Source organism: Arthrobacter sp. TmtSoilC51 (assembly GCF_055388015.1).
This window is the reverse complement of sequence record NZ_AP035877.1, coordinates 2107366-2132287: the sequence shown is the minus strand read 5'-3', so window position 1 is coordinate 2132287 and position 24922 is coordinate 2107366. Positions and strand designations below refer to the sequence as shown.

At 59.7% G+C, this 24922-nt stretch carries 16 protein-coding genes, 1 tRNA gene and 2 pseudogenes; 6 read left to right on the top strand and 13 right to left on the bottom strand.

Features of this window, described 5'->3' with window-relative positions:
- Positions 1-221: 221 nt before the first annotated feature.
- Together ACZ5G6_RS09735 and ACZ5G6_RS09730 are read right to left on the bottom strand one after the other, a co-directional pair.
- Entirely contained in the window at positions 222-995 is a 774-nt protein-coding gene (locus ACZ5G6_RS09735) for a hypothetical protein (protein WP_498691044.1), read from the bottom strand.
- Positions 996-2325: 1330 nt separating this feature from the next.
- Positions 2326-3081: a hypothetical protein gene (locus tag ACZ5G6_RS09730; protein ID WP_498691042.1), complete on the bottom strand. Its 756-nt coding sequence runs from the start codon at positions 3079-3081 to the stop codon at positions 2326-2328.
- Positions 3082-3198: 117 nt separating this feature from the next.
- Here ACZ5G6_RS09730 and ACZ5G6_RS09725 point away from each other — a divergent pair, with 117 nt between their 5' ends.
- Entirely contained in the window at positions 3199-3630 is a 432-nt protein-coding gene (locus ACZ5G6_RS09725; RefSeq protein ID WP_498691041.1) for a hypothetical protein, read from the top strand.
- A 93-nt stretch (positions 3631-3723) separates the two neighbouring features.
- On the opposite strand, the gene ACZ5G6_RS09720 is transcribed toward ACZ5G6_RS09725, so the two are convergent.
- From ACZ5G6_RS09720 to ACZ5G6_RS09710, 3 genes and pseudogenes are all read right to left on the bottom strand, one after another.
- On the bottom strand, positions 3724-4074 hold the full coding sequence (locus ACZ5G6_RS09720; RefSeq protein ID WP_498691038.1) for a hypothetical protein: 351 nt from the start codon (positions 4072-4074) through the stop codon (positions 3724-3726).
- 146 nt (positions 4075-4220) lie between these two features.
- Positions 4221-5178, bottom strand: a pseudogene (locus ACZ5G6_RS09715) (IS110 family RNA-guided transposase); the annotation flags it as partial.
- A gap of 453 nt (positions 5179-5631) precedes the next feature.
- Positions 5632-5847 (bottom strand): annotated as a pseudogene (locus ACZ5G6_RS09710) (SOS response-associated peptidase family protein); the annotation flags it as partial.
- 11 nt (positions 5848-5858) lie between these two features.
- Here ACZ5G6_RS09710 and ACZ5G6_RS09705 point away from each other — a divergent pair.
- Together ACZ5G6_RS09705 and ACZ5G6_RS09700 are read left to right on the top strand one after the other, a co-directional pair.
- On the top strand, positions 5859-9629 hold the full coding sequence (locus ACZ5G6_RS09705; protein ID WP_498691035.1) for a YobI family P-loop NTPase: 3771 nt from the start codon (positions 5859-5861) through the stop codon (positions 9627-9629).
- A gap of 64 nt (positions 9630-9693) precedes the next feature.
- On the top strand, positions 9694-10116 hold the full coding sequence (locus tag ACZ5G6_RS09700) for a hypothetical protein (protein WP_498691033.1): 423 nt from the start codon (positions 9694-9696) through the stop codon (positions 10114-10116).
- Positions 10117-10126: 10 nt separating this feature from the next.
- Here ACZ5G6_RS09700 and ACZ5G6_RS09695 read toward each other — a convergent pair whose 3' ends face one another.
- Both ACZ5G6_RS09695 and ACZ5G6_RS09690 read right to left on the bottom strand, forming a co-directional pair.
- Positions 10127-10405 (bottom strand): hypothetical protein, encoded by a 279-nt coding sequence (locus ACZ5G6_RS09695; protein WP_498691031.1) that lies wholly within the window; start codon positions 10403-10405, stop codon positions 10127-10129.
- Between the two features lie 59 nt (positions 10406-10464).
- On the bottom strand, positions 10465-11061 hold the full coding sequence (locus tag ACZ5G6_RS09690) for a recombinase family protein (RefSeq protein ID WP_498691027.1): 597 nt from the start codon (positions 11059-11061) through the stop codon (positions 10465-10467).
- Positions 11062-11520: 459 nt separating this feature from the next.
- On the opposite strand from ACZ5G6_RS09690, the gene ACZ5G6_RS09685 reads away from it, so the two are divergent.
- A complete protein-coding gene (locus ACZ5G6_RS09685) occupies positions 11521-12993 on the top strand; it encodes a Shedu anti-phage system protein SduA domain-containing protein (RefSeq protein ID WP_498691025.1) in 1473 nt (490 codons plus the stop codon).
- A 357-nt stretch (positions 12994-13350) separates the two neighbouring features.
- Complete coding sequence (locus ACZ5G6_RS09680; protein WP_498691023.1) at positions 13351-13617, top strand: hypothetical protein; 267 nt, start codon at positions 13351-13353, stop codon at positions 13615-13617.
- 15 nt (positions 13618-13632) lie between these two features.
- Here the strand turns inward: ACZ5G6_RS09680 and ACZ5G6_RS09675 are convergent, their stop codons facing one another.
- Both ACZ5G6_RS09675 and ACZ5G6_RS09670 read right to left on the bottom strand, forming a co-directional pair.
- Positions 13633-14715 (bottom strand): tyrosine-type recombinase/integrase, encoded by a 1083-nt coding sequence (locus ACZ5G6_RS09675; protein WP_498691021.1) that lies wholly within the window; start codon positions 14713-14715, stop codon positions 13633-13635.
- A 134-nt stretch (positions 14716-14849) separates the two neighbouring features.
- Positions 14850-14931 (bottom strand) — tRNA-Leu (locus ACZ5G6_RS09670).
- 198 nt (positions 14932-15129) lie between these two features.
- Between ACZ5G6_RS09670 and ACZ5G6_RS09665 the strand changes: the two genes are divergently transcribed.
- Entirely contained in the window at positions 15130-15735 is a 606-nt protein-coding gene (locus ACZ5G6_RS09665; RefSeq protein WP_216923235.1) for an ANTAR domain-containing response regulator, read from the top strand.
- A gap of 159 nt (positions 15736-15894) precedes the next feature.
- Here ACZ5G6_RS09665 and pyk read toward each other — a convergent pair whose 3' ends face one another.
- From pyk to lgt, 4 genes are all read right to left on the bottom strand, one after another.
- Positions 15895-17385 (bottom strand): pyruvate kinase, encoded by a 1491-nt coding sequence (gene pyk / locus ACZ5G6_RS09660; RefSeq protein WP_498691018.1) that lies wholly within the window; start codon positions 17383-17385, stop codon positions 15895-15897.
- A gap of 55 nt (positions 17386-17440) precedes the next feature.
- Positions 17441-18898, bottom strand: coding sequence for a glutamate synthase subunit beta (locus ACZ5G6_RS09655; RefSeq protein ID WP_498691016.1), 1458 nt, complete (start codon positions 18896-18898; stop codon positions 17441-17443).
- Positions 18891-23504, bottom strand: a complete 4614-nt coding sequence (gene gltB / locus ACZ5G6_RS09650) for a glutamate synthase large subunit (RefSeq protein WP_498691014.1) — start codon at positions 23502-23504, stop codon at positions 18891-18893. Before gltB ends, ACZ5G6_RS09655 begins: the two co-directional genes overlap by 8 nt.
- Before the next feature lie 260 nt (positions 23505-23764).
- On the bottom strand, positions 23765-24919 hold the full coding sequence (gene lgt / locus ACZ5G6_RS09645; RefSeq protein ID WP_498691010.1) for a prolipoprotein diacylglyceryl transferase: 1155 nt from the start codon (positions 24917-24919) through the stop codon (positions 23765-23767).
- Positions 24920-24922 lie beyond the last annotated feature (3 nt).

Sequence of the window (24922 nt, the reverse complement as noted above, 5' to 3'; positions counted from 1 at the left end):
CACGAAGCCCACGCCCTCCAAACGGATGCCTCGGAGCAGGCAATGCTCCTGAGCGGTTTGCTGAGTTAGTGCGTGGACGCCACTACGGCACTGTGTTCCACCAACAAATGACAAGCCAACTCCTTGGCCAAGGAAGCGGAGTCTTCCCGGAAACCACTCCCTTGGACTAATGAAGAAGGACCGGACCTCCAGCCGGCGTTGACCCACGCGAGATAAACCGTTCAGGGCAAAGTGTTATCCCAGCGGTCGCGCCAGTTCCCAAACAATCCGTAAGCCAAGCCGGTAGAAGGGTCAACCCAATGCCGACCGCTCGTCGGCAGAGCAGGCAGCCGATCTGCGTCGTACGGAGACGTAGATGCGGCGCTCCGAGGAGCAGCAGAAGTTGGCTCCTCGTTCTTTTTCTCGGAAGGCGCCCCTGGCACCGACTGTTTCGAGACAGGCCTGACAACCCTCTTCGTCGGTCGCAGGATCTTCCGGTGGCGTTTGATGAACTCGACGTCCCTGGCGACACCCTTGAACCCTTCGGTACTTCTTTGGATCCGAGTAAGGTCGAGCAGCTCGTTCTCCCGCCAGTACTGCCTGAGCAATGACCCTGCTCCAGGGAATCCCATGCCTTGTGCCATTATCAGCGCGTGGCCGGCTTCCGCCAGCAACTCAAGCCTGGCAATTTCCCGGTCTGACGGTGTAGCCGCCCTGCCGTACACTTCAGCCAGCGCGCCCCACGTGTTGAGCAGCGCGTCGAGGACGTATTCGTCTTCCAACGTTTCGCGCACCTTTGAGTTGCCGAGTTCCAGGATGTCCAGGACCAACGCATTGGGCATTGCGGTCGTGTGCTCGCGGATATGCCGGAGGAAAGCATCGACCCGCCCGGCTGTGATTCCGTAAGCCCTCAGCCACGCCACCGTCGCCTGGGACGGACTGACGCCCTGCCTGCACTCCTTGATGTAGGTAGATGCGGTCCAGTCGATGAAGTGTGCGTATTGGTGTGTTTTCATGCTTACCTCCTGAGTCTGAAGGCGTCTGGGGCGCCCGGAATGATCGAAAAAGAGAAAAAGAAAAGGACCGTCCTGTGGACGATCCTTGGAAGAAGTGATTCTGCTGTAGCTGACATGATGTGAAGAGGCTGGCAACTCCTTTCTGTACTTAAAGCGAAAGAACCTCTGCGGTCGCAGAGGTTCGGAGGTTATCTAGTCAGTATCGCGGGTGGCCGCTACCAATTCAACAGCCGCTCCGGCCTTGCACAGGAGCACAGCGACTGCTTGGCGTTCAGGATGCCTATATTCCCATTATGCAGGGTCGTGTCAATAGTTTTTGGTTACGCGGAGCAGCGCAAGTACCTACTACCTACGCTAGCAGTCGCTCCAAATCAACCGACGACGCACATCGTCAACAGCGTTTGTTATACGCATCTAAAGCAAAAGACCCCTGCGGCCGCAGAGGTCTTTTGTTGATCTAAGTCCACTATGGCTTCACTTCCGTTACACCTGCAAATCGTGGACTCAGGCGCCGCACAAAGCACCACTCAAGCGATACTGGCTGGTCAGTGGCTCCGGCAGTCGATTGATTCGAAAACGTGGATCAGTCGCTGAGCTCTGCGCCACACAAAAGTACCGTCGTCCGTTGACTCTTGGACTATACGGGGGCATGTCAAGAATTTTTGCGGACGCCAGCCCTTCGACAGCGGACCGCGGCATTGTCTTCACTTTAAGAATATCCTGCGCACCAAATTGCCTGCGTACGCACTTGCCACCCAGGCGATCAACCAACCCTTCACTGTCCCCTACCGGTGGCCACGACCAAGGGTCGGCAAGCCACCCGAAACAACGGGGTCCTCCCTTGCTGAAGCTCAGCTCTTGGGGAACTGCAACGTAGCCTGATGTCGCTGGTTTCACCTGATCGCCGCATATATCGACCACCACGCGGCTATAAGCAGCACCGAAGCTGTAACTTCAGCCATCACCGTGTATCCAACCAAGAACGCAGTCTTTGCTTGCGATTGCGGCTGTGACAGCTGCGGATGTCTTGTCCCGGGCAGCCCAGTAGCACTAGCGCTCCGCTCGGCCGGTCCCCAGACCAGTTCATCGAATCTCGGCAATGCTGTCGGCTTCGGCGGCGCTGTATGAACACGGTCATCACCATCCCAGTACCACCTGGGCACACCATCCCGAGGTGCGACCAGTGTTTTGCTGTTACACGCGGCAAATCCCCTGCCCACGAATTGCGATGGCGGCGGCGTGTACCCACACCGCGGCAAACTCTTTTTCGGTGACTCCACCACGATCCCCTTGTCTAAAGCCCGTCCATGTCCGGAAAGCAACCCCGCAACTACCGGATCGGCCTGCCGACCCAATTCTGTTCTTCGCGCGAGAGCGCTTTCGTACGCACCCGGATGTTGTCGCGGGCGGCCACAGCGCGCTTCTGCGTGACGTCGATGTTCTCGGGCAGAACGCCGTCGGTTTTCAACACAGCTGCTCGTTCGGCCAGCGCATAGGCCTGCCCCATCTCCAGGACGGTTGCCGTTTCAGCCACACCGCCCAGCCGTTCGAAAACCTTCTTCAGCACGGCCTCGACTTTGACCTGCTGCGCCAGCAGGTCTTTGGTGTGCTGCTCGATCGCCTCGGTTCTGACGTCGATCGCCCGAAAGGCCTCTACTGCAAGAGCCGTATTCTCGTCGGTCTCCAAATCTATGCCGAGTGAGGCAATGACGAACGTCGTCACGGTGCTGTTTTGCGAGAGGTCTGCGGCAAACGATGGGCCCAACGAAGGCGTAAGCAACGACCGCAGCATTTCGATCAATGCCTTCGGGAACTGCTTCAGATGTGAAGTCTCCCCCTCGAAGGTCAGCCTGGTCTTCTTACGGGAAATGACCGGGAACCCGGGTGCCCGCTCGACCGGCCCATACGCCGTCGGGACGGTGTTCTCAGCGGCATCCACCTGCTGAGCTACGTCAAGCTCCGGCTCAGATCCAGGGGCTTCTTCTTCAACTTCTGCCGCAACCGCTTCTTCCGCGTCGCTGCCCTCGGGCAACTGCGGGGCAGGCTCGGGCGCATTCCCGGGTCGAGTAGCTGTTGCCCCATTCATGGACTCTGGCACAGACGTCCCGCGAACCGTTCCCCTCTCGCGAAACGCGATGTGGCCTGCCAATATCAGCCGCACTGCAAGATACGATTCGAATCGCTATCCAATAAAAGGGGAAAAATGAGAGTCTCTCTACTTGGTGTCATGCTGGTTTTCGCGGCGGCTATGACACTAACTGGCTGTGTAGTAGTAACGGCACCTGCGGCAGCACCAACGACCGCTACTGCTACACCAACCAAAACAAAGGATCCGTACTTCGTCGCCGAAGCTGACAAGATCCTGAACCCCAAGCCTTTCCCGACGACCGGCAACGTCGTTGCTGATCTCGAAACAGCCGGCATGGTTCCCGCAGCGGATTTCGAGATGGTGTTTGATGTGGCTAAGGAATCCTTGTGCGACCCAGCCAACACCGACACGAGCCCCAACTTCGTCAACCTCGTGGAGAAGTTTGATGCAACGAAGCCGGAACTGGTCCGCGTCGCGATCGCCTATGGCTGCCCCGAACGACTCAAGCCAGCCTGGACCTACATCAACAAGACATACGTCAAATAGCACAACAGAAACAAACACCCCGCGCGCTCCTGAAGAGCCCACGGGGTGTTTTCGTTGTTGGACGACGCAACCAGCAACAGCTGCACACATTATCTAGTCTCGATTGAGGAGCTTCTCTTCCTGCTCAACAAATTCCCCCTGCGTCAGGACACCGCGTTCAAGAAGTTGTGCGAGATGATCCAGCTCGGCAGCAACAGAGCGTTCAGATGGAGCAACCGGCTGCCGGCGCCCAAAGACTGTTTGGAGGACCAGGCCCAGAATAAACACCGCTGCTCCGAAGCCAATGATGCCCCAATAAATTCCGGCTTGTTGACCGGCGGCGAAACGGCACTGATCGGAATAGCTCGTCTTGTTTCCGGCCATTGCATTTGCAATATCCGCACCTGCCGCTGACATTTGCGACGAAGCAAGTGCTCCACCACAGTTCGGGCCGACGGAGACCACATTGCCAAGCAGTATGCCCAGGGCAATTATCGCCAACCCCACCAGAAGCGGCCACAACGGAGCTGATCGGCGGGCTGGTGTTCTTGTGCCGTCGTGGTGCCTCAAACCAGCCGCACGGGCTGTTACACCGCCGTTGGACGCCGTCTTGCGGCCGTCAAATAGTTGTTGCCCGGCCGGGTTCTGGTGGATTTGATGTGTCCAGCGGACTCGTTTGAGCCCGGACAGACACCGGCCCATGACGCCAGATGCGCCGAGGTCGGGAAGATGCTCATGTCCGCACCAGTCTCGGCGATGATGACGTCGGCGACCAGACTGGAGACCCCAGGGATTGTGATTAGTGCCTCTCGGGCTGTACGAAAGGGCTCAATGGCCATCTCGATGCGCCCGGTGTAGGCAGTGATGGCGTTGGTGTGGTGATCGATTTGGTCCAGGTGCACCCGGACCCATGATCGCTTGGTGTTCTCCGAACCTGCCGGTGAGCGCTTCGACCAGCTCAGGGATCTTTGAGCGCATGCTTTTCTGCGCGTATTGCGCCAGCACTTCGGGGTCCCGTTCACCGCCAACGAGTGCCTCAAGCATCGCCCGGGAAGAGACACCGGTGAGGCTGCTCACGACGCTGGAGAGCTTGATGCCGCTGCCCTCCAGAAACTTCTCCAGACGATGGATCTCCCGCGTTCTGTCCTGCACGGCAATCGCCCGGGCCCGGGTCAGGTCCCGCAGCTCCCGGATCGGTTCTGGTGGAACGAAGGAAGCTCTCAACAAACCATGGGCGGCGAGCTGGGCCAGCCACGACGCGTCGGAGACATCGGTCTTGCGTCCCGGGATGTTCCTGGCAGCCTTGGCATTGACCAGCATGACCGGCAGAGAAGATTCCAGCAGATAGTAGAACGGCTTCCAATAGTCACTGGTCGCTTCCATCACCACCGTTGTGACCTGCTGCTCCTCGAGGAAAGAGCGTAACTGCAGGATCTGATTCGTGGTTGAGCCCCAAGTGGTGACCGTCGACGTGAACCGGCCCCGCTGGCTTCCCGGGACACGCACACACACCTTCGCGTCGCGCTTCGAAATATCCATGCCGACGGCGCGCTCATGCACAATATCCATTGCTCTGCCCCTTCTCTTGTATTTAGCGGATTGTCTACCGCGGGAAGGACAGGGCAAATTCAGGAATCTAGCACTCGTGCTCGAAGCAACAATCCACGGTTCCCGTGGGAGTCCTTCACACCACGCTTAGAAGCGAGCTCAACCTCGGCACCAAGGAAATCCGGCGTCATCCGCGATAGACACGGCCATCATGCACCCGTCACCCGCAGGAAAACAGAGCCGGAAAGCCAACCAGGCCCACATTTTCACACCCCACGGCGCGGCAGCGCCCCTAAGCCGCTTGGAAGTGGTACGCCCGGGATGGGACAACTGCCCGTCCGTCCAGTACCTCGGGATCTCGCGAAACATAGCCGTCCCGTATGTAGTCCCGAAAGTCTTGCAAAAACTGCCTGTTGCGGAGGCCACCCTCGGTACAGCACGCGTGTAACACGCGCGGACATATCAGTTAGTGCAGAGAAGCCTGGATCCGATCGTGATGTCCTTTATCCAGGACGGCACCAAACCCCAGCGGGCTATCAGTAGTCGGCGGTCAGGTGTGCCTTCATCCAGGCGTTCGGCTACGATCGGCGCGTTCTGGGTCGGAGCGACGTTCCAGATCGGCCCTGGAGGGCTGCCTTCAACTTCTTTGGCCGAGCAGTGGGACTGAAACGGTCCCGACCGGGAGTGAATATCATGTGTCAATGACGGAGAGCCTGAACGAAGATGCCAGCAGCAGGACCCTCGGAGCGGCAGAGTTCGAACTTGCTCCCCTGACCCCCGAATACAGGGAACAAGACCACGGAGACTACGTCAGATATCTTGAGGCTGCTCTGTCACGTCCTCCGAAGGAGAATCTCCTCGAGCGCCGGCCCAGGTTCAGGAAGGCCGGACGCGAAGCCCGGGCCGAGAAGCTCCGGGCCGATGAGACCATGGCTCTGAGGAGTGCAAAGAACATCGCCCTCACAGGTAGCTATGGCATAGGCAAGAGCAGCATCCTGCAGGAAGTGAAGCGGCGGCTTTCGGAGCGGGTTGTGACGCTCTCACTCTCGACGCTGGGAAACCAAGCGACTGTTCCCAAAGAGGGCCTCCCCGAGGAAGGACCGGGGAAGGTCGTAACCAACGACATCCAGAAGGAGATCGTCAAGCAGCTCCTCTACCGGGAGGTACCGTCCAAAGTCCCGGGTTCCCGTTATCGTCGCATCGAACCTTTCAGACATCCCAGAGCAATGGGGGGCGCGCTCCTTATCGCCATCGTCCTTACAATCGTGGGATTTCTGACGGGCGCTACCGACCGGATGAGCAAACTGGTCGGGGACGGCTGGGCAGTGGCCGGGCTCCACGTCATCCTGGCTGTTGTGTTTTTTGGCCTCTCATATTGGGCATTGACCTTGCTGCACAACCGCGTCTGGATCAAGGAGGTCAAAGGCGGGCCCGCATCAATTGCGCTGTCGGACACCAACAACAGCTATTTCGACGAGTACCTTGACGAGATTGTCTATTTTTTCGAAGTAACGCGGTGTGATGTAGCAATTTTCGAAGATCTGGACCGGTTCGAGGATCCACACATCTTTGAAACGCTCCGCGAGCTCAACACCATCCTGAACAACTCCAAGCAGCTATCGGGCATCAGATTCGTCTACGCCCTCAGAGACAGCATCTTCGATCAGGGCTTCAAAGACACCGACGACAACGCCGTCGACGAAGGTGCCAGAAGGAATCTGGCACTGACGAATCGCACGAAGTTCTTCGACCTGGTTATCCCGGTCGTCCCCTTCATCACTCACCGCAGTTCACGGGATCTGATGAGCCAGATTCTCAACGAGTCCGACAATGTTTCGTCGAGACTCGTCAATCTGGCAGCTAAACACATCGTTGATATGCGCTTGATGAGGAACATCCACAACGAATTCACGGTCTTCAAACGCAAGCTTCTGGACGTAGAGGGCGGCATCCAGGAACTTACCGAAGATGGCCTTTTCGCCATGATGCTCTACAAAAACCGGAACCTGTCCGACTTCGAGAAAATCAAAGACGGCGGAAGCGTTCTCGATGATCTCTACAAAGCTCACGGAGCCATCATCACCCAAGGAATCCAGAACCTGGACCTGAAGATAAGAAAGATAAAGACCAGGCAGGCAACTCACAACGCGCTAGATTCCCGCAGTGACGCGCTCGGAACCATGTTGGAAAGCTATGTCCAGGGGTTCGCCAATGCATCCACGGCTTATAGAGGGGTGAGTTCCTATGGGTTTCCGGGCCTCCCCTCCACCCCAACGTTGCTGCATGAACCTGCTTTCTGGGAGAAATTCCTCGCCGATGATGCCCCTGGGCTCACCGTCAACATGCACAATGGACGTTCATTGGTCCTCACATGGCCCGCCCTGCGCGGGGTATTTAACGCCTTCGACCAGCAGCCCTCGCTCAAGGACTGGCAGGACATTGACGAAGCCGCGATGCAGGTTGAGCAGGCACGTCTCGAGAAAGAAAAACGGCTGCTGAGGGAATCGGACATGGAACGTCTCATCTCCTCCCCGCAATACAGCCTGGACGGAGAACCCTCGAGATCCTTCGACAATATTGCTCAAGAGAAGCTCTCGCCCTTGGCCTACGATCTGGTGAAAGCCGGCTACATCGACCAAAACTTCACCCTCTACATCTCCAAGTACTATGACGTCCACGTGAGCGCCACAGCCCGGAACTTCATTCTCCACACGGTGCAAACCCACAGCACCAGGCCCTTCTATCAGTTCCAGAAACCAACAGATATCGAATCGGTATTGGCAGAAGAGGGCCGACGATCCCTCTACGAAGGAGAGTGGATGTACAACGTCCAGATCTTCGATCACCTGCTTACTGACCACGACGTCCGGATTAGACCAGCCATCAGGAAGTTGGCTGGTTCCAACAATGAATTTCTCCAGCAATACATCGATAACGGAAGCAAGACGTTCGAGCTCTTCCGACAACTCAGTGCCCACTGGGCGGACATTTTTGCACTCGTTGCAGCATCTCCCGGCATCTCCGAGGAGATGAAGCCATCTCTATTCAACGCTGCCCTCTACGGGGTATCTCCGGATACCAAGTACAACGCCGGAGATCGTATCAATGCATTCATTCACGCTTGCTACGACGAACTCAGCGCGCTCAGAAACCTCGCGGACCCGCGTACGGCCCAAGCGCTTGGAGAAACGATGGCAGGCTTCGCCATCAAGCTTCCCTCCTTGAAGGACCTCAGCCCTCTGATGCGAGAACAAATCATAGCCAGGAACCTCTACGAGCTAACTGAAGCGAACATCAGGGAGGCGTTGCCGGAGGGAACGAACCTGGCACTGGACAGGATCGAAACCACGAGCCCTGCAGTGTTCGTCTACCTCCTTGAGAACCTCCGGCAGTATCTGGACATCATCGAGGCCGGGGAAGACTCCTCGATCCTGGATCCCGGAAGTTTCATCCGGCTACTGGAGATGGCCGCCAGCGAGGACGAAGATGCCCCGCTTGGGCAGCTCGTGAAGGCAGCGGCTCCGGAGTGTCGTGTGGAAACGTTGGCAGAGGTCGAAAATCAGATGATCTGGCCGGCCCTTGCACTGGATTTGAGGTTTCCAGCCACCTACCGAAACATTCGCTCGTACATAGCGGCGCACGAGGGAATCGACTCCGCGCTTGCGGTACTGCTGGAGGCACAGCCCGAAATCCTTTGGGTTGATGACGAGGGCGTTGAGATGGAATATGTTGATGCGGAGGTTCTTGCAATGGCGGTCGACGTGCTCAACCGACGTGACCTTTCCCCCGGAGCAAGGGTGAAGGTAGTCCAGAGTCTCCAGTTGGAGGAGCCTTCCCGGATCCCGGCGGTAAGCCTGCAACCTGAAGAAGGCGAACTGTTCAGCCTGCTTCTGGAGAAGGACATCATTGAGGATGAAGCGGCGTCTTACGAGCGGATCGAGGGCTTGTCGTGGCAGACCAAGGAAGGATACATCCGCAAATCAAAGAATTTCGCGGATTATCTACCCTCGCTGGTGATCCCCAACGATGATTTGATATTGATGATGCAGAGCCGCAGGGTGCCGGCAGAGGTCAAAGCTGCGATTGTCGGCCAACTGCCGGACACTGGCTTCTTGGCCAGCGCCTCTGCTCTGAGCACGATTGCAGAGTACGCGCTCGACTCCCAGGTTGAGTTGCCGGCCGCTTCCCTGCAACGGCTGGCAGATGGGCGGGTCCAGCCCATGTTGGTCGTCAAACTCATGGCGCCCGTGATGGAGGATCTCTCGAAGCTGGAAATTACAGGCATCCTGAAAGGATTGCGTGGAGACCATGCAAAGCTTGCGACGCCCGGCGGGTGGGTGAGGCTGCCGGATACGGACGAATATCTGGCGCTTTTCCAGAAGCTTTTTGAGTTCGATCTGGTCAGCACCTGGCCTCAAATCGAGGAGACCAACCTGCGCAGGGTGAATATGCGGAAACCAGCCAGACCTTAGCTTCTCTGGCTATGCATGCGGGGGACCACGTCAACGCGTGTTGGGGCACGTAGGATCACCCAGTATGAATAGAAAATTCCCGCGCGACAGGTATGCAGGCCCCGGCGGCGGCCTTAATAGCGGTCCAGGTGGTGGCCTCTACGCCTCTAACGGCGGCGGGATGGACCCCTTTAACGGCGGCGGGCTCGACCCGTTCAACGGCGGCGGGATGGACCCGTTCAACGGCGGCGGGCTCGACCCCTTCAACGGCGGCGGGCTCGACCCCTTCAACGGCGGCGGGCTCGACCCGTTCAACGGCGGCGGGCTCGACCCCTTCAACCGTGGAGGACTGGATGCATCACCTGGCGGAGGACTCTACGATGGTCCCTGCGCAGAGCCGTACAAGTCCTGCACCCCGCCGATGCACATTTACATTCCGGAGCTCAGAGCACGTGGCTTTCATAGGGAGGCAGATATTCTAGCCAAAGCTCACGGCTTGGAAGCCTGAGCAGCCGGGATCACTTCATCTGGCTGAGTCGGGCTGACGCTGCCCCGGCATGGAAAGGGCCACCGGACGAGAGTCCAGTGGCCCTTCCTGCTCTTTGCCGCAATCCAGAGTTAACGGGATTGAGTGCGTGCTTTAGTTTTTGCCTGTGCAAAGGGGCCGGATTGCTGGCCTTGGTCTTTCCGGCTTTGGCGCCCTTACCGGCCGCCTCTTGGGCAATGGGGTACTTCTGGATCTTCTCGGCCTGCACACGGGCACGGATGGCCTGCTCGGGCGCGCCCTGGCTGCGCATCGTGGAGGCCAGCGCCTCCCGGTGCGCTGCCGTGCCGTTCGTCGCCGTTCACCGTGGGCCTACGTGCCGGTACTCTTACGGGCGGCCAGAGCCTGCTGATGCCGGTATAGGGTCGCCCGGCTCCAGCCCACCAGGCGCGCCGCGTCCTCGGCCGTGCGTCCCTTGGCCCTCGCATCCTGGACGACGGCGAGTTTGTCTGCAATAACAATCGGATCGGAGGCTGGTCGGCCGAAGCGCGTGCCGCTCTGTTTCGCCGCCAGGATGCCGGCGTTGACGCGCTCAACGATCAGCTCGCGTTCGTATTCGGCAAGGGTCGCCAGCATGTTCAGCATCAACCGGCCGGTCGAAGTGGCCGGATCGATTCCATCAGAAATGGACCGGACGTGGATCCCGCGTTCCCTTAGCAGGTTCACCGTGTTGAGGACATCAATCAGCGACCGGCCCAACCGGTCCACCCGCCACACCACGACGGTATCGCCTTCCTCTGCGTAGGCGAGGAGTTTCTTCATCCCGGGCCGTTCGGCGGCGGTCTTACTCCCGGAGGTGACATCGGCGAAGACATCACGCTTCTGGACTCCTGCAGCGACCAATGCGTCGAGCTGCAGCTGAGCATCCTGACTCCAAGTGCTGACGCGCGTATATCCAAGATGCCTCACCCGGCCATTGCGCCTCAGAAAGTCTGTGAAAGCACTTGGCTAAGACGGTTTTCATCGAGACGACTTTCCAAGACATTGAAAGGGGTGAAGCGGCGGGGCTGTCCCCTGAAAATTCCGATGCCAGGCGAGTGTCTCGGAAATCTTTAGTTTTTTGAGACGCCCCTCCGGAGATCATGCCCGAATTCTTGGCCGAACCCATGTGACTTCTGGATAGGAAAGCTAACAGCGGTGCATGAAACGCCCGCACCTCCCTGGTCACAGAACGTCAGTCCCTGAGCGAGGTGCGGCTACTAATCTTCGAAAGCCCATCAAGGTAGTGAGGGCTTGAACAATGCATTCCGCGTAGACCGCACCTTGCGATGCTCCATGGCGTGCACAATCAGCGTCGTTTTGGGTGGCAGACTCTAGGTTGAGCGCGCGGCATCCGGGCGGCACGCTACGTCTCCTTGGAGGATATGCGTGAGCGACCAAGCTTTTGGCTTTGACGAATTCGGCATGGACGGTGAAGATTTCGACGATCACGACGTGGATGGTGAAAACGACGACGGTTTCCACCTAGCTGACCGACTTGGTCTGATCGAACAGCACGACGAGGCCGATGAGCTGATACTGGTACGTGTCCCCCGAGACAAGAACAAGAGCAGTTTCGAAGCGCTGCGGTTCGACCGCGCCGAGAAACTACTGCGGTTCGCGCCAAAGGTAACTCACTACGGTCGCCTTGAAAATCAATTCGACCGGATCACAGAATTGCAGATCGAAAGCCCAGGGTGGGATCCCGATAATCATTCGGCGGAACACGGCCAGTACGACCTTCTTTACGTCCGCGGCCTACCTAGGGGTTTCGGTTCAATGTACGAGTACGGACTAAGTGTGCGGCGTGACTATCAGGATCTAATACGTGGGGTCGAGAAACGCACGCAGTGCAAAACAGTGCGCTTCGTGACGTCGGGCGCCGAAGGTATCGACAAAGCAGGCACTACCTTCCGGATCTCCTTGCAGCGTTTCGACGACTACCGCGCTGCCGTCGACCGGAGTCGAGAGCGAGGCCGCACCGCCGTCCGACGGGTGATCGATGCCGACTCTCATAACGCCATTGCTGATCTATTCGGGCTAGAACTCGTAAAGCCAAAGTTCGCCAGGAATCCGGTCATTCGCGCGCTTACGGAGGAGGTGTCTAACGGCCATGTGACCGACGCTGCCGATCGCTCCATATTGGCCGATGAAATAACGACCGCTGCTCCCGTCATCGCCCAAGAGGCACCCGAACGGCTCGTCCGGCTTCGCGAAGACATTGAGTTAGTCTCACTCGAAGCCCTAATCGAGCAGTTTGAGAAGGATCTTGACGGGCCCTTCTCGCGCGATGAAGATCATTGGCAGAAGTTCTTTCAGGCCAACCATTTCGCGCTGCAGCTGGTGTTCTCAGCCCCCGTAGTCGTGGAACTTCAGCACGCCACCGTTCAGGCCGGGGATATTCAGGGACGAGGGGCACGTATCACTGATTTCCTTTGCGCGAACACGATTACACGTACCGTCCTTATCGTCGAGATCAAGACACCAGGCACTCCACTCATGAGCACCGCACCGTACCGGGGCAAGGGAAACGCCGGTGTCTATCCACCCCATATGGAGCTCAGCGGACCAATTACTCAGGTGCAATCGCAGATGGCTTCCGTCCCCAAGAGCCTCGCGCCCCGGCTCACCCCCGATCTCAACCTAGACGCGTGGAATGACCCACGCGGCGCTGTGATCACTGGACGCGTATCCAGTCTCAACCCGGAGCAGCGGGAGTCCTTCCTTCGATATCGAGCTGGTCTTTCGACCGTGACTGTGCTCGGCTACGACGAAGTCCTCGAACGACTCAAGGCCTTGCACTCGACGCTCAGTACCCCTATTAATGCACAAGAGGATCCTGCGGAAGCTGAGAGATCGTAATGTTCACGCTTGATGCCTACGAGTTTCCCAGTTCTGAAGGTTTGAACGAGCCCCTTACTGAAATCCAACTGCGGTGTACCCCGCCGGATGTCAGAAACGATGCCCACACTTTTAGACCAACTTTGATACCGGCATTGAGTTCTGATCTAGCTTCGTGGGCGTGCTCCTGGGGCAGCCCCCCGCCAGCGTTCGGGTTTCGGTCAAGTCAGTAACGGTCGTATCGTCGACCAACCATTGCCCCGAAGTCTCATCAAAGGATCCTTTGTAAAGAAAGTCCCGATCCCTCGCGCTTTCGTCATGTTCCCGCAGTGACTTGCAGGAATGAACAGCCAAGGTGAATCAACGACGAGGTTTGACATGGACTTGGAATTTTTCGAACCTGCCGAAGCTGCGGCAATCATGCGCTGCAGTGAAGGATGGCTGCGCGATGGCGCGGCTGCCGGACGCTTCCCACACGCGTGCTGGGGCAAGGGCAAGATTGTGTTCACGTCGGAGCACATTGCGGAGATCGCGAGACTTAGTGAGATATTGCCCGATGCCCGCCCATCTTCTACGGCAGCCGGCGGTAGCAACTCCAGCACGCGACTCATTGGGACGAGAGCCCGCAACCGCTTGGCTTCCTAATGGAACACGAAAAGCTCAACGCATAAACGCCGACACCGAACGCTCCGTCGCATCTGCCCCAGCCTGCAGAGCCTCCGGCATCAGGTGCCCATACACACCCTCTGTAGTCCTGGTCGACGCGTGCCCCAACCGGCGAGAAATCGTGAAGATGGGGACACCGTCCTGAATCAGCCATGAAGCATGTGTATGCCTAAGGTCATGAATACGGGGGTTCTTCCGCAGTCCGCGATCCTGAGCGGCCTTAACCGCCGGCACCCAATAGTGGTGCCAGAACAATTTGTGGACGATCCGCTCCCCCTTTGGCGTCGTAAACAGCAGATCGCTGCTCTGACGCCCAGCCACCAGAGGAATCAGCAGGTCAACCAGCGCGGGGTTCAAACCAATGGTTCTCTTACCAGCACCCGTCTTCGTCGGCCCAATGTAGAACTGGTTCTGCCCGTCCCGCTTCCATGCCTTGTTGATCCGAGCCGTGGCGGGCCTACCCAGCAAATCGACGTCCGCGACGGTTAGCGCCGTGGCTTCGCCAAAACGTGTCCCCGTCATGACCAGGAAGTTAGTGAAGTCCTTGTACCGCTCCCCCATGCCGTCCATAATCAGGCCGAACTCCGCATGAGTGAGGAACATCATTTCGTCCTCAGCCTTCTCGACGCTCGGCAACTGTACGCCTCGGCAGGGATTCCGCGTGATGTATCCGAGCATCTCCGCTGTGTTCATCGACGCAGAGATCAGCCCATGGACGTTCTTGATCGTCTTGGGTGACCGACCTTTGTCCATCATCGACTTCATCCAGTAGGCGATCATCCGGTAATCCAGCTTGTCTACAGGCACGTGCCCGATAACCCTTTTCACGTGGAGGTCGAGCATGGTCTGATAGGTCTTCACGGTCCCGCTCGAGGGCCGGACCAGCAGGTCGATGTGTTCCTGGATCACTTCGCCGACAGTCGGAATTTTTGCCCTGTTGTCCAGCAGTGCTTGCTGCGCGATTTCGAAAGACTGTCCGTTCGCATCGAGCAACCGTTTCAGAGTTTCAGCCTCATGCGCGGAGTCGACAGTGATGCCCTGTTGCTTCCGGATCTTGGGGTCGCGCCAGACCACCATGAAGGACGAAGAGCCGTCCTTTTTGACGCGTTTCCGGATACTAGCCACATAAAAATGCTAGATCCGTGTCAACAGATTTGGGGGTTTTGTCAACAGTCAGGGGCCATATAGGCCCCTGACCTGCGACAACACGGTGCCCGAGGTGGGACTCGAACCCACACACCTTTCGATACCGCATTTTGAGTGCGGCGCGTCTGCCAATTCCGCCACTCGGGCGCGGATTACCGGGAAGTTAATTCTCGCTGACTGCTCTCTTGTCTGTGAGCAACGCGATCCTTTCCCAGCACGCGAAATTACTATACATGCAGATAGGCTGTTTTTCAGAACTGGGCGCGCGAGTGCAACAAAATCATGTGCCGCAGCGGTCCACACTAAGATGGACATGAACCCGCCGAACCTTTTCAAGGAGATCCCGTGACCGAACAGACGGAGTCCACACCCGCAGCCCAACCGGCCCGACGCGTCGTCGTAGCCGAGGATGAGACCCTCATCCGCTTGGACATTATCGAGATCCTGAAGGGCGAAGGGTACGACGTCGTCGGCGAGGCAGACAACGGCGAGAAGGCCGTGCAGCTTGCAGAAGAGCTCAAGCCGGACCTGGTCCTCATGGACGTCAAGATGCCCGTCATGGATGGCATCTCAGCGGCTGAGAAGATTGTTAAAGCACGCATTGCGCCCGTTGTCCTGCTGACCGCTTTCAGCCAGAAGGAACTTGTGGAGCGTGCCCGCGACGCCGGCGCCATGGCTTACGTCGTCAAGCCGTTCACGCCTGCCGACCTCATCCCGGCCATCGAGATCGCCCTGTCCCGCCATGAGGAGATCAAGGCGCTCGAAAACGAGGTCTCTGACCTTCAGGAGCAGTTCGCCACCCGCAAGCTCGTGGAGCGCGCCAAGAGCCTCCTGACCACCAAGATGGGCCTTACCGAGCCGGAGGCGTTCCGTTGGATCCAGAAGACGTCCATGGACCGTCGCCTGAGCATGCGTGAGGTTGCTGAAACGATCATCAACCAGGTCAACTAGCACCAAGCAGTCAACGACGGCGGCCGGTCACCTCAGCGAATGGTGACCGGCCGCCGTCGTGCCCCAGGGCAGAAGCCCGCCCAAGGGACAAAACAACACAAAACAAAGTGGGCCCCGCCAACCGGCGGAGCCCACAACGCTCAAACGTCAACCAGGGATTTAGCCCCGGGTCTTGCTCTTCTTTTCGGGCCAAGGGCCCACCGGCTCCTTGCGGGACGCGTCGATCTGGGACGTGTCCGCGAGATCGCCCACCTTGTGGACCTTCAACGAGTTCGTGGAACCGGCCTGTCCGGGAGGGGAACCGGCAGCGATGACCACCAGGTCACCTTCGTCCACAATCTTCATGTCAAGGAGGCTGCGGTCCACTTGGGCGGTCATTTCGTCAGTGTGGCCCACGGTGGGGACCAGAACCGGCTGGATGCCCCAGGTGAGGGCGAGCTGGTTCCAGACGTGCTCAACCGGCGTGAAAGCGAAGACCGGCTTGACAGGGCGCAGACGCGAAAGGCGACGTGCAGAGTCACCGGACTGAGTGAACGTACAGATGTACTTTGCGTCCAGCTGGTCGGCGATTTCGACGGCGGCACGGGTGATGGCGCCACCGCGGGTCTTGGGCTTGGTGCCCAGCGGGGGGACGCGCTCGAGGCCATGTTCTTCGGTGGACTCGATGATACGGGCCATGACTTTGACGGTTTCGATGGGGTACTGTCCCACCGAAGTTTCGCCGGACAGCATGACTGCGTCGGCGCCGTCGAGAACTGCGTTTGCGCAGTCCGAAGCTTCGGCACGCGTCGGACGCGGGTTGTCGATCATGGATTCCAGGACCTGCGTTGCCACGATGACGGGCTTGGCCCAGCGGCGGGCCAGCTCGATTGCACGCTTCTGGACGATCGGCACCTCTTCGAGCGGGAGCTCAACGCCGAGGTCGCCACGGGCAACCATGATCGCGTCGAACGCGTCGATGATTTCGTGGAGCTGGTCCACAGCCTGCGGCTTTTCGATTTTGGCAATCACCGGAACGCGGCGGCCTTCTTCGTCCATGATCTCGTGGACGCGCTTGATGTCTGAGGCATCCCGGACGAAGGACAGGGCAACCAGGTCCACGCCGCGCTTGAGGGCCCAACGGAGATCGTCCTCGTCCTTTTCGCTCAGAGCGGGAACGTTGACGGCAACACCAGGCAGGTTGATGCCCTTGTTGTTGGAAACCTTGCCGCCGACGGTAACGGTGGCCACAACCTTGACGTCGTCAACCTCGATGGCGCGGAGTGCAACCTTGCCGTCGTCGATCAGCAGGGCGTCACCCACATTGACGTCTTCGGTGAGGCTCTTCAGGGTGGTGGAGCAGATGTCCTTGGTGCCGGGGACGTCTTCGGTGGTGATGGTGAAGGTGTCGCCAACAGCCAGTTCGTGCGGGCCGTCGATGAAGCGGCCAAGGCGGATCTTGGGACCCTGAAGGTCAGCCATGATGGCCACGGGCTTGTGCAGCTGCGCCGCAGCCTTGCGGACATTCTCGTACGTGTTGTCGTGCACGGAGTAGTCGCCGTGGCTCATGTTCATACGGGCAACGTCAACGCCGGCTTCCAGCACCGCGAGAGTGTTGTCATAGCTGGAGATTGCCGGACCGAAAGTTGCCACAATTTTCGCGCGTCTCATATACCTACCCTAAGTAGTGTGCTGCTGATTGAGTTAAAGATCATTCCTACCGGCGCTATAAGACCGCGATTGCCCGGTCAGTGGGGGCGACCGGTGCCGGAAGGATTGTGCTTCCCATGAGGAACTTGTCCACTGCCGCCGCGCATGCACGGCCTTCGGCGATGGCCCACACAATCAGGGACTGGCCACGTCCGGCATCACCGGCAACAAACACACCGTCGGTGTTCGTCATGTAGTAGCCGTCGCGGGCTACGTTGCCCCGACCGTCGAATTCTGCACTGACCTGCTCGGTAATACCGGACGGTTCAGCACCGGTGAAGCCAAGGCTCAGGAAGACGAGGTCAGCGGGAATGATCCGCTCGGTGCCGGCCTTCGGAAGGCGTTTGCCATCCACGAACTCCGTCTCGGCAACCTTGACCCCGGTGAGCTTGCCGTTCTCGCCAACAAACTCCACGGTTGAGGCGAGGTAAGTACGCTCGCCGCCCTCTTCGTGGGCGCTGGCGACCTCGAAGAGTGTGGGGAACGTCGGCCACGGCTGGTGCCCTGCACGCTCAAGGGGCGGCTGCTTGCCGATCGCGAGTGTCGTGACGGACGCGGCCTGGTGACGGTGTGCTGTACCGATGCAGTCTGCACCGGTATCGCCACCGCCAAGGATGACCACGTGCTTGCCACGGGCGTCGATGTGATTTTCCGGGTTCTCCCCCGCCACTACGCGGTTGGAAGGAACCAGGTAATCCATGGCGAAGTGGACACCCTCAAGGTCGCGGCCAGGAATGGGCAGGTCGCGCGGGACGGTTGCCCCGGTAGCGATCACCACGGCATCGTAACGCCGGCGCAGCTGTTCCCAGGTCACGTCGGTGCCGACTGCGACGCCGGTGCGGAAGCGGGTGCCTTCGGCCTTCATCTGCTCCAGGCGGCGGTCAACCTGTTCCTTCTCCATCTTGAAGTCGGGGATGCCGTAGCGGAGCAGGCCGCCGATCTTGTCGTCCCGTTCGTAAACGGCAACGGTGTGACCCACGCGGGTCAGCTGCTGTGCAACTGCGAGGCCGGCAGGACCGGAGCCCACCACGGCAACCGTCTTGCCAGTGAGGCGCGTCGGCGGAAGGGGGTGGACCCAGTCGTTGTCGAAGGCTTCATCAATGATGGAAACCTCAACCTGCTTGATGGTCACGGCAGGCTGGTTGATGCCCAGCACGCAGGACGCTTCGCAGGGTGCCGGGCACAAACGCCCGGTGAACTCCGGGAAGTTGTTCGTGGCGTGGAGGCGTTCAATCGCTTCCTCACCCTTGTCCCGCCACACGAGGTCGTTCCACTCAGGAATGAGGTTGCCCAGCGGGCATCCCTGATGGCAGAACGGTACGCCGCAGTCCATGCAGCGGCCGGCCTGGCTCTTCAGGACGCCCTTTTCCTGCGCTTCGTACACTTCCTTCCAGTCCATGATGCGGACCGGAACGGGACGGCGTGGCTGCGTCTCGCGCTGCCGGACTTTCAGAAATCCGCGTGGATCAGCCACCGGTTACCTCCAGGATTCGAGACCATACTTCTTCGCCGTCAGGGTCAAGGCCCTCTTCGATGGCGTCGAGACGGGTTTGCAGGACTGCAGCGTAGTCGCGCGGCAGTACTTTGGTGATGCGGGCGGCGGTGTCGTCGAAGTTCTCGAGCAGACGGCCGGCCAGGACGGAATCGGTTTCCTCAACGTGCTTGGTGAGCAGGCCGTGGACGATATCGCGGTCCTCTGCGTCCAATTCAAGGAGCTGGAGTTCGCCGGAATCCAGCGCATCCTTATTGACGCGCTCATGCTGCAGGTCCAGCACATAGGCAGTACCACCGGACATGCCGGCACCGAAGTTGCGGCCGGTACGGCCGATGATCAGCGTTTGGCCACCGGTCATGTACTCGCACCCGTGATCGCCAATACCTTCGACGACGGCGGTTGCGCCTGAGTTACGTACCAGGAAGCGTTCGCCGACCTGTCCGCGCAGGAACATTTCGCCGCTCGTTGCGCCATAGCCGATGACGTTGCCGGCAATGACGTTGCGTTCTGCCTGGAACACATTGGTGCGGTCCGGGCGGACGATGATGCGCCCACCGGAGAGGCCCTTGCCCACGTAGTCATTGGAGTCGCCGTACATGCGCAGCGTGATGCCGGCAGGCAGGAAAGCGCCAAGCGACTGGCCAGCGGTGCCATTGAGCGTGATGTCGATGGTGTCCGTCGCCAGCACATCGGTACCGAACGTCTTGGTCACCACGTGGCCGAGCATCGTCCCCACGGAGCGGTCCGTGTTGATGACGTCCAGGGTGATCTTGACGGGCATGCGGTCGCTGAGCGCTTCGGCAGCCATAGTGATGAGCCGCTGGTCGAAGTGCTTGTCCAACTCGTGGTTCTGGGTGGTCATGTTGCGCAGCGGCACGTCGTCGTCAAACTCAAGACCGTGCAGGATCGGGTCCAGGTCCAGGCCTTCAGCCTTCCAGTGATCGATCGCTTCACGAGTGTCCAGTACCTCAGCGTGGCCGATCGCCTCTTCGAGGCTGCGGAAACCAAGCTCGGCCAGGATTTCGCGGACTTCTTCTGCGAGGAACTCGAAGAAGTTGACCACGAACTCCGGCTTGCCATTGAACCGTGACCGCAGTTCCGGGTTCTGGGTGGCAACACCAACGGGACAGGTGTCCAGGTGGCAGACGCGCATCATGATGCAGCCCGAGACCACCAGCGGAGCCGTTGCGAAACCAAACTCTTCGCCACCCAGCAGGGCGGCAATGACGACGTCACGGCCGGTCTTGAGCTGGCCGTCAACCTGGACAACAACACGATCGCGGAGTCCGTTGAGCATGAGGGTCTGCTGGGTCTCGGCCAGGCCAAGTTCCCACGGCACACCGGCATGCTTCAGCGAGTTCAGCGGCGAGGCGCCGGTACCGCCGTCGTGACCTGAAACGAGCACGACGTCGGCCTTCGCCTTGGTCACGCCGGAGGCCACAGTTCCGATCCCGACTTCCGAAACCAGCTTGACGTGTACACGGGCCGAAGGGTTGGCGCGCTTGGCATCGTAGATGAGCTGCGCGAGGTCTTCGATCGAGTAGATGTCGTGGTGCGGGGGCGGGGAAATGAGTCCGACGCCAGGCGTGGAGTGGCGGGTCCGGGCTACCCAGGGGTAGACCTTCTGGGCCATCAACTGGCCGCCCTCGCCGGGCTTGGCGCCCTGGGCCATCTTGATTTGGATGTCGTCCGCGTTGGTCAGGTACAAGCTGGTGACACCGAAGCGGCCCGAAGCGATCTGCTTGATGGCAGAGCGGCGCTCTGGATCCAGCAGGCGGTCAACGTCCTCGCCACCTTCACCCGTATTGGACTTGGCGCCCAAACGGTTCATGGCGATAGCGAGTGTCTCGTGGGCTTCCTTGGAGATGGAGCCGTAGCTCATGGCGCCAGTGGAGAAACGCTTGACGATGCTGGAGACGGGCTCCACTTCCTCAAGCGGCACGGCCGGACGGACGTCACTCTTGAACTTGAGCAAGCCGCGAAGGGTCATCAAGTTCTCGGACTGATCGTCAACGCCCTTGGTGTAGGCCTTGAAGATGTCGTAACGACGCTCACGGGTGGCGTGCTGCAGGCGGAAGACAGTCTCCGGGTTGAAGAGGTGTGGTTCACCGTCACGGCGCCACTGGTACTCGCCGCCACCCAGGAGCGGACGGTGCGGGTGCTCGATGCCGCCCTCGGGGTATGCCATCTGGTGCCGTGCGGAAACTTCCGCCGCAATAACGTCCAGGCCCACGCCACCCAATTGGGAGTGCGTACCTGAGAAGAACTCGTCCACAAGTTCCTGCGACAGGCCCAGTGCCTCAAAGGTCTGGGCGCCGGTGTAGGAAGCAACCGTGGAGATGCCCATCTTGGACATGATCTTCAGGACACCCTTGCCGAGTCCCTTGATGAGGTTGTAAACGCCGTCTTCCGGAGTTACGCCCTCGACGTCGCCGTTGGAGATCAGCTGTTCAACGGATTCCATGGCGAGGTACGGGTTGACGGCCGATGCGCCGTAGCCAATCAGCACGGCGACGTGGTGCGTCTCGCGGACGTCGCCGGCCTCAACCACGAGTGCCGTCTTGGTGCGGTTGGCACTGCGGAGCAGATGGTGGTGGACAGCGCTGACCAGCAGCAGCGACGGGATAGGTGCCCATTGCGCGTTCGAGTCGCGGTCGGACAGCACAACGTACTGCACGCCGCGGTTGATCGCGCCGGAAACCTGCTCGCAGATCTCTGTCAGGCGGGCACGCAGAGCTGCTTCCCCACCCTCAGGGCGGTAGAGGCCTCGTACCTTCATGGCGATGCGGTCGCCGTCGGCGTTCTCGATGTTCGAGATCTTGGCGAGTTGATCGTTGTTGATCACGGGGAACGGCAGGGAGATCTGCGGCTGGCGGACCTGCTTACCATCCAAAAGATTGCCGTTGGGGCCGATGGCGCACTTCAGTGACGTCACCAGTTCTTCGCGGATGGCGTCCAGCGGCGGGTTGGTGACCTGGGCGAAGGACTGCACGAAGTAGTCGAACAGCAAGCGCGGGCGCTTGGACAGCACGGCGACCGGTGTATCCGAGCCCATGGCGCCCAGGGGCTCGGCCCCCGTACGGGCCATGGGGCCGAGCAGGATCTTCAGTTCTTCCGTGGTGTAACCGAAGGTCCGCTGGCGGATGTTCACCGATGCAGCGGTGTGGCGGACGTGCTCGCGCTCGGGGAGCTCGTTGATGTCGATCAGGTTGTCCTTGAGCCACTCGGCCCACGGGTTGGCTGCAGCGACCTCGGCCTTGACCTCGGCGTCGTCGATGATGCGGCCGGCCTCGGTGTCCACCAGGAACATCTTGCCCGGAGCTACGCGACCCTTCTTGACCACGTTGGACGGCTCAACCTCGATGACGCCCACTTCCGAGGCGAAAACGATCAGGCCGTCTTCAGTGATCCAGTAACGTCCGGGGCGCAGGCCATTACGGTCAAGCGTTGCACCGACGAGGTTGCCGTCAGTGAAGGAGACAGCGGCGGGACCGTCCCACGGCTCCATGAGCAGCGAGTGGTACTCGTAGAAGGCCCGGCGTGCCGGATCCATGGTGGCGTGGTTCTCCCACGCTTCGGGGATCATCATCATGATCGAGTGCGTGATCGGGCGGCCGGAGAGCCAAAGGAGCTCAGCTACTTCGTCGAACGAAGCTGAGTCCGAGGCACCCGGGGTGCAGATCGGGTACAGCTCTTCAGGCGTGTCACCCAAGAGCGGGCTGGCCAGCTGCGACTGGCGTGCGCGCATCCAGTTGCGGTTTCCCTTGACCGTGTTGATTTCACCGTTGTGGGCGATGGTGCGGAACGGCTGTGCCAAGGGCCACGACGGGAACGTATTCGTGGAAAAGCGTGAGTGGACAATGGCAAGCTTGGTCTTGAAGCGCTTGTCCGAAAGGTCCGGGTAGAACGGCTCCAACTGGGCCGTCGTCAGCATGCCCTTGTAGACAATGGTGCGCGAGGACAACGACGGGAAGTACACGCCGTACTTGTTCTGGGCGCGCTTGCGGATTCGCCAGGCGCGGGAGTCGAGTTCGTTGCGCTCAAGCTGCTCACCGGTGGCGGATGCAAAGAAGGGCTGCGAGAAGTACGGCATACATGCCCGTGCCATGGCGCCCACGAGGTCTGCGACCACGGGAACTTCACGCCAGCCAAGGACCGTGAGGCCCTCATCCGCTGCCAGGGCTTCGATACCGGCTTTGGCAGTGGCTGCTTCGCGCGATTCAGCAGGAAGGAAAGCGGTGCCCACCACGTACTGGCCGGGAGCGGGCAGTTCGAATTCTGTGACGGCCCTGAAGAACTCGTCCGGAACCTGCATGAGCAGGCCCGCGCCGTCGCCAGTACCTTCATCGGCGCCCACGGCGCCGCGGTGTTCGAGATTGCGGAGGGCAGTCAGAGCCGCTTCCACGATGTCGTATCCCGGTTCCCCGCGGAGCGTGGCAATGATTGCCAGGCCGCAGGCGTCCTTCTCCTTATCCGGGTTGTAAAGACCCCGGGCCTCCGGAAGCGCGGCAAAGCGCTTGAACGGAGACATGGCACCCTGCGGTTCGATATTTTCGGACCAACCGGGGTTATGAAGATGGGTCATGGGAGACGTCCTTCCTCGTGATCGTGCGTATGGAAGGGACAACGTTGGCCCCACCTTGCATGCCCTTGTGATGGGCACAACAAAGCGCTAGTTATTGGAATTGTAGGCCAGCCAATCATGCGCAACTAACAGTTACGCAGACCACTGGCCCCGGCTTGACCAGTGAACATCGGTATGCTGCGATCCGGTTTCCGGGGTGCCACGACGCTGTGGACTGGGCCCGACGAGCGGTGACTCTGTTGCCCCTTTGCCGGAAGCGACTACTTGGTGTCGTCAACTTCCAGCGAGGATCCGGGGGCCTTCCTCGCGGCAGTCGCAGCAGATTCCGATTCCGCTTTGGACGTGCTGTCCTTTGCGGAATCTCCTGCTGCATCCTGCGGCTCGTCAACGTGGCCCGGATCGCTTTGGTTATCTGGGAGATTACCACGGGAACCACTATCCGAGACAGATGGGTCCACATCATGACTGGTGACGCTCGTCACGGATGCCTCATCTTTGGCCGGCGTGGATTCAGGTTTCCGGCCCGGTAAATAAGGGGTATCCGGCTGCGGCCGCCCTCCCCTGCCGAGAACAAGGAAGATAACCAGCGCCGCAATGAAGACGAAGATGCTCGTCCACACGTTCAGCCTGGTGGTGATCCCGAAGAGGCTGATCTGCTCGGCGTCGTCAATCCTGAGCGCTTCGATCCAGACACGGCCAAGCGTGTAATACATGGCGTAGAGCCAGAACAAGCGTCCGCGTCGGAAGTTGAACTTCCGGTCCAGCAGGAGCATGATGGCGACGCCCAGGACATTCCACAGGAACTCATAAAGGAACGTTGGGTGGAAAAGTGTGTCGGCGGGCATGCCCGCCGGGAAGTTGGCATTGGCGGGGTCGATTTGGAGTCCCCAGGGCAATGTTGTGGGGGCGCCGAAGAGTTCCTGGTTGAACCAGTTGCCCCAGCGGCCAATGGCTTGGGCAAGCAGCAAACCGGGAGCCGCGGCATCCAGGAACGCCGTGAGCTTGACGCCCGCCCGACGGCATCCAATCCAGGCACCCACGGCGCCGAGCAGCACAGCGCCCCAAATACCGAGGCCGCCCCGCTGTATTTGCGGAATCAGGGAGAGGTCACCTGTGCCGTCGAACCCAGGACCAAAGTAGGCATCCGGGGACGAAAACACGTGGTAAAGGCGTCCACCGATGATGCCGAAGGGAATCGCCCAAATAGCGATATCCCAGAGAGAGCCCTCCGGGGCTCCACGGCGCTTCCACCGGGCGGACGTCAGCCACAGGCCGATGATGATGCCCGCCAGGATGCAGAGGGCGTAAGCGTGGATACGCAACGTCCCCCACGGCAGCGGAATGTCGAAACCGGACCACGATGGGCTCGGGATGCTCAGGGGAACCATTGCCGCTGCCTGGAGGACGGTCTGCATGGG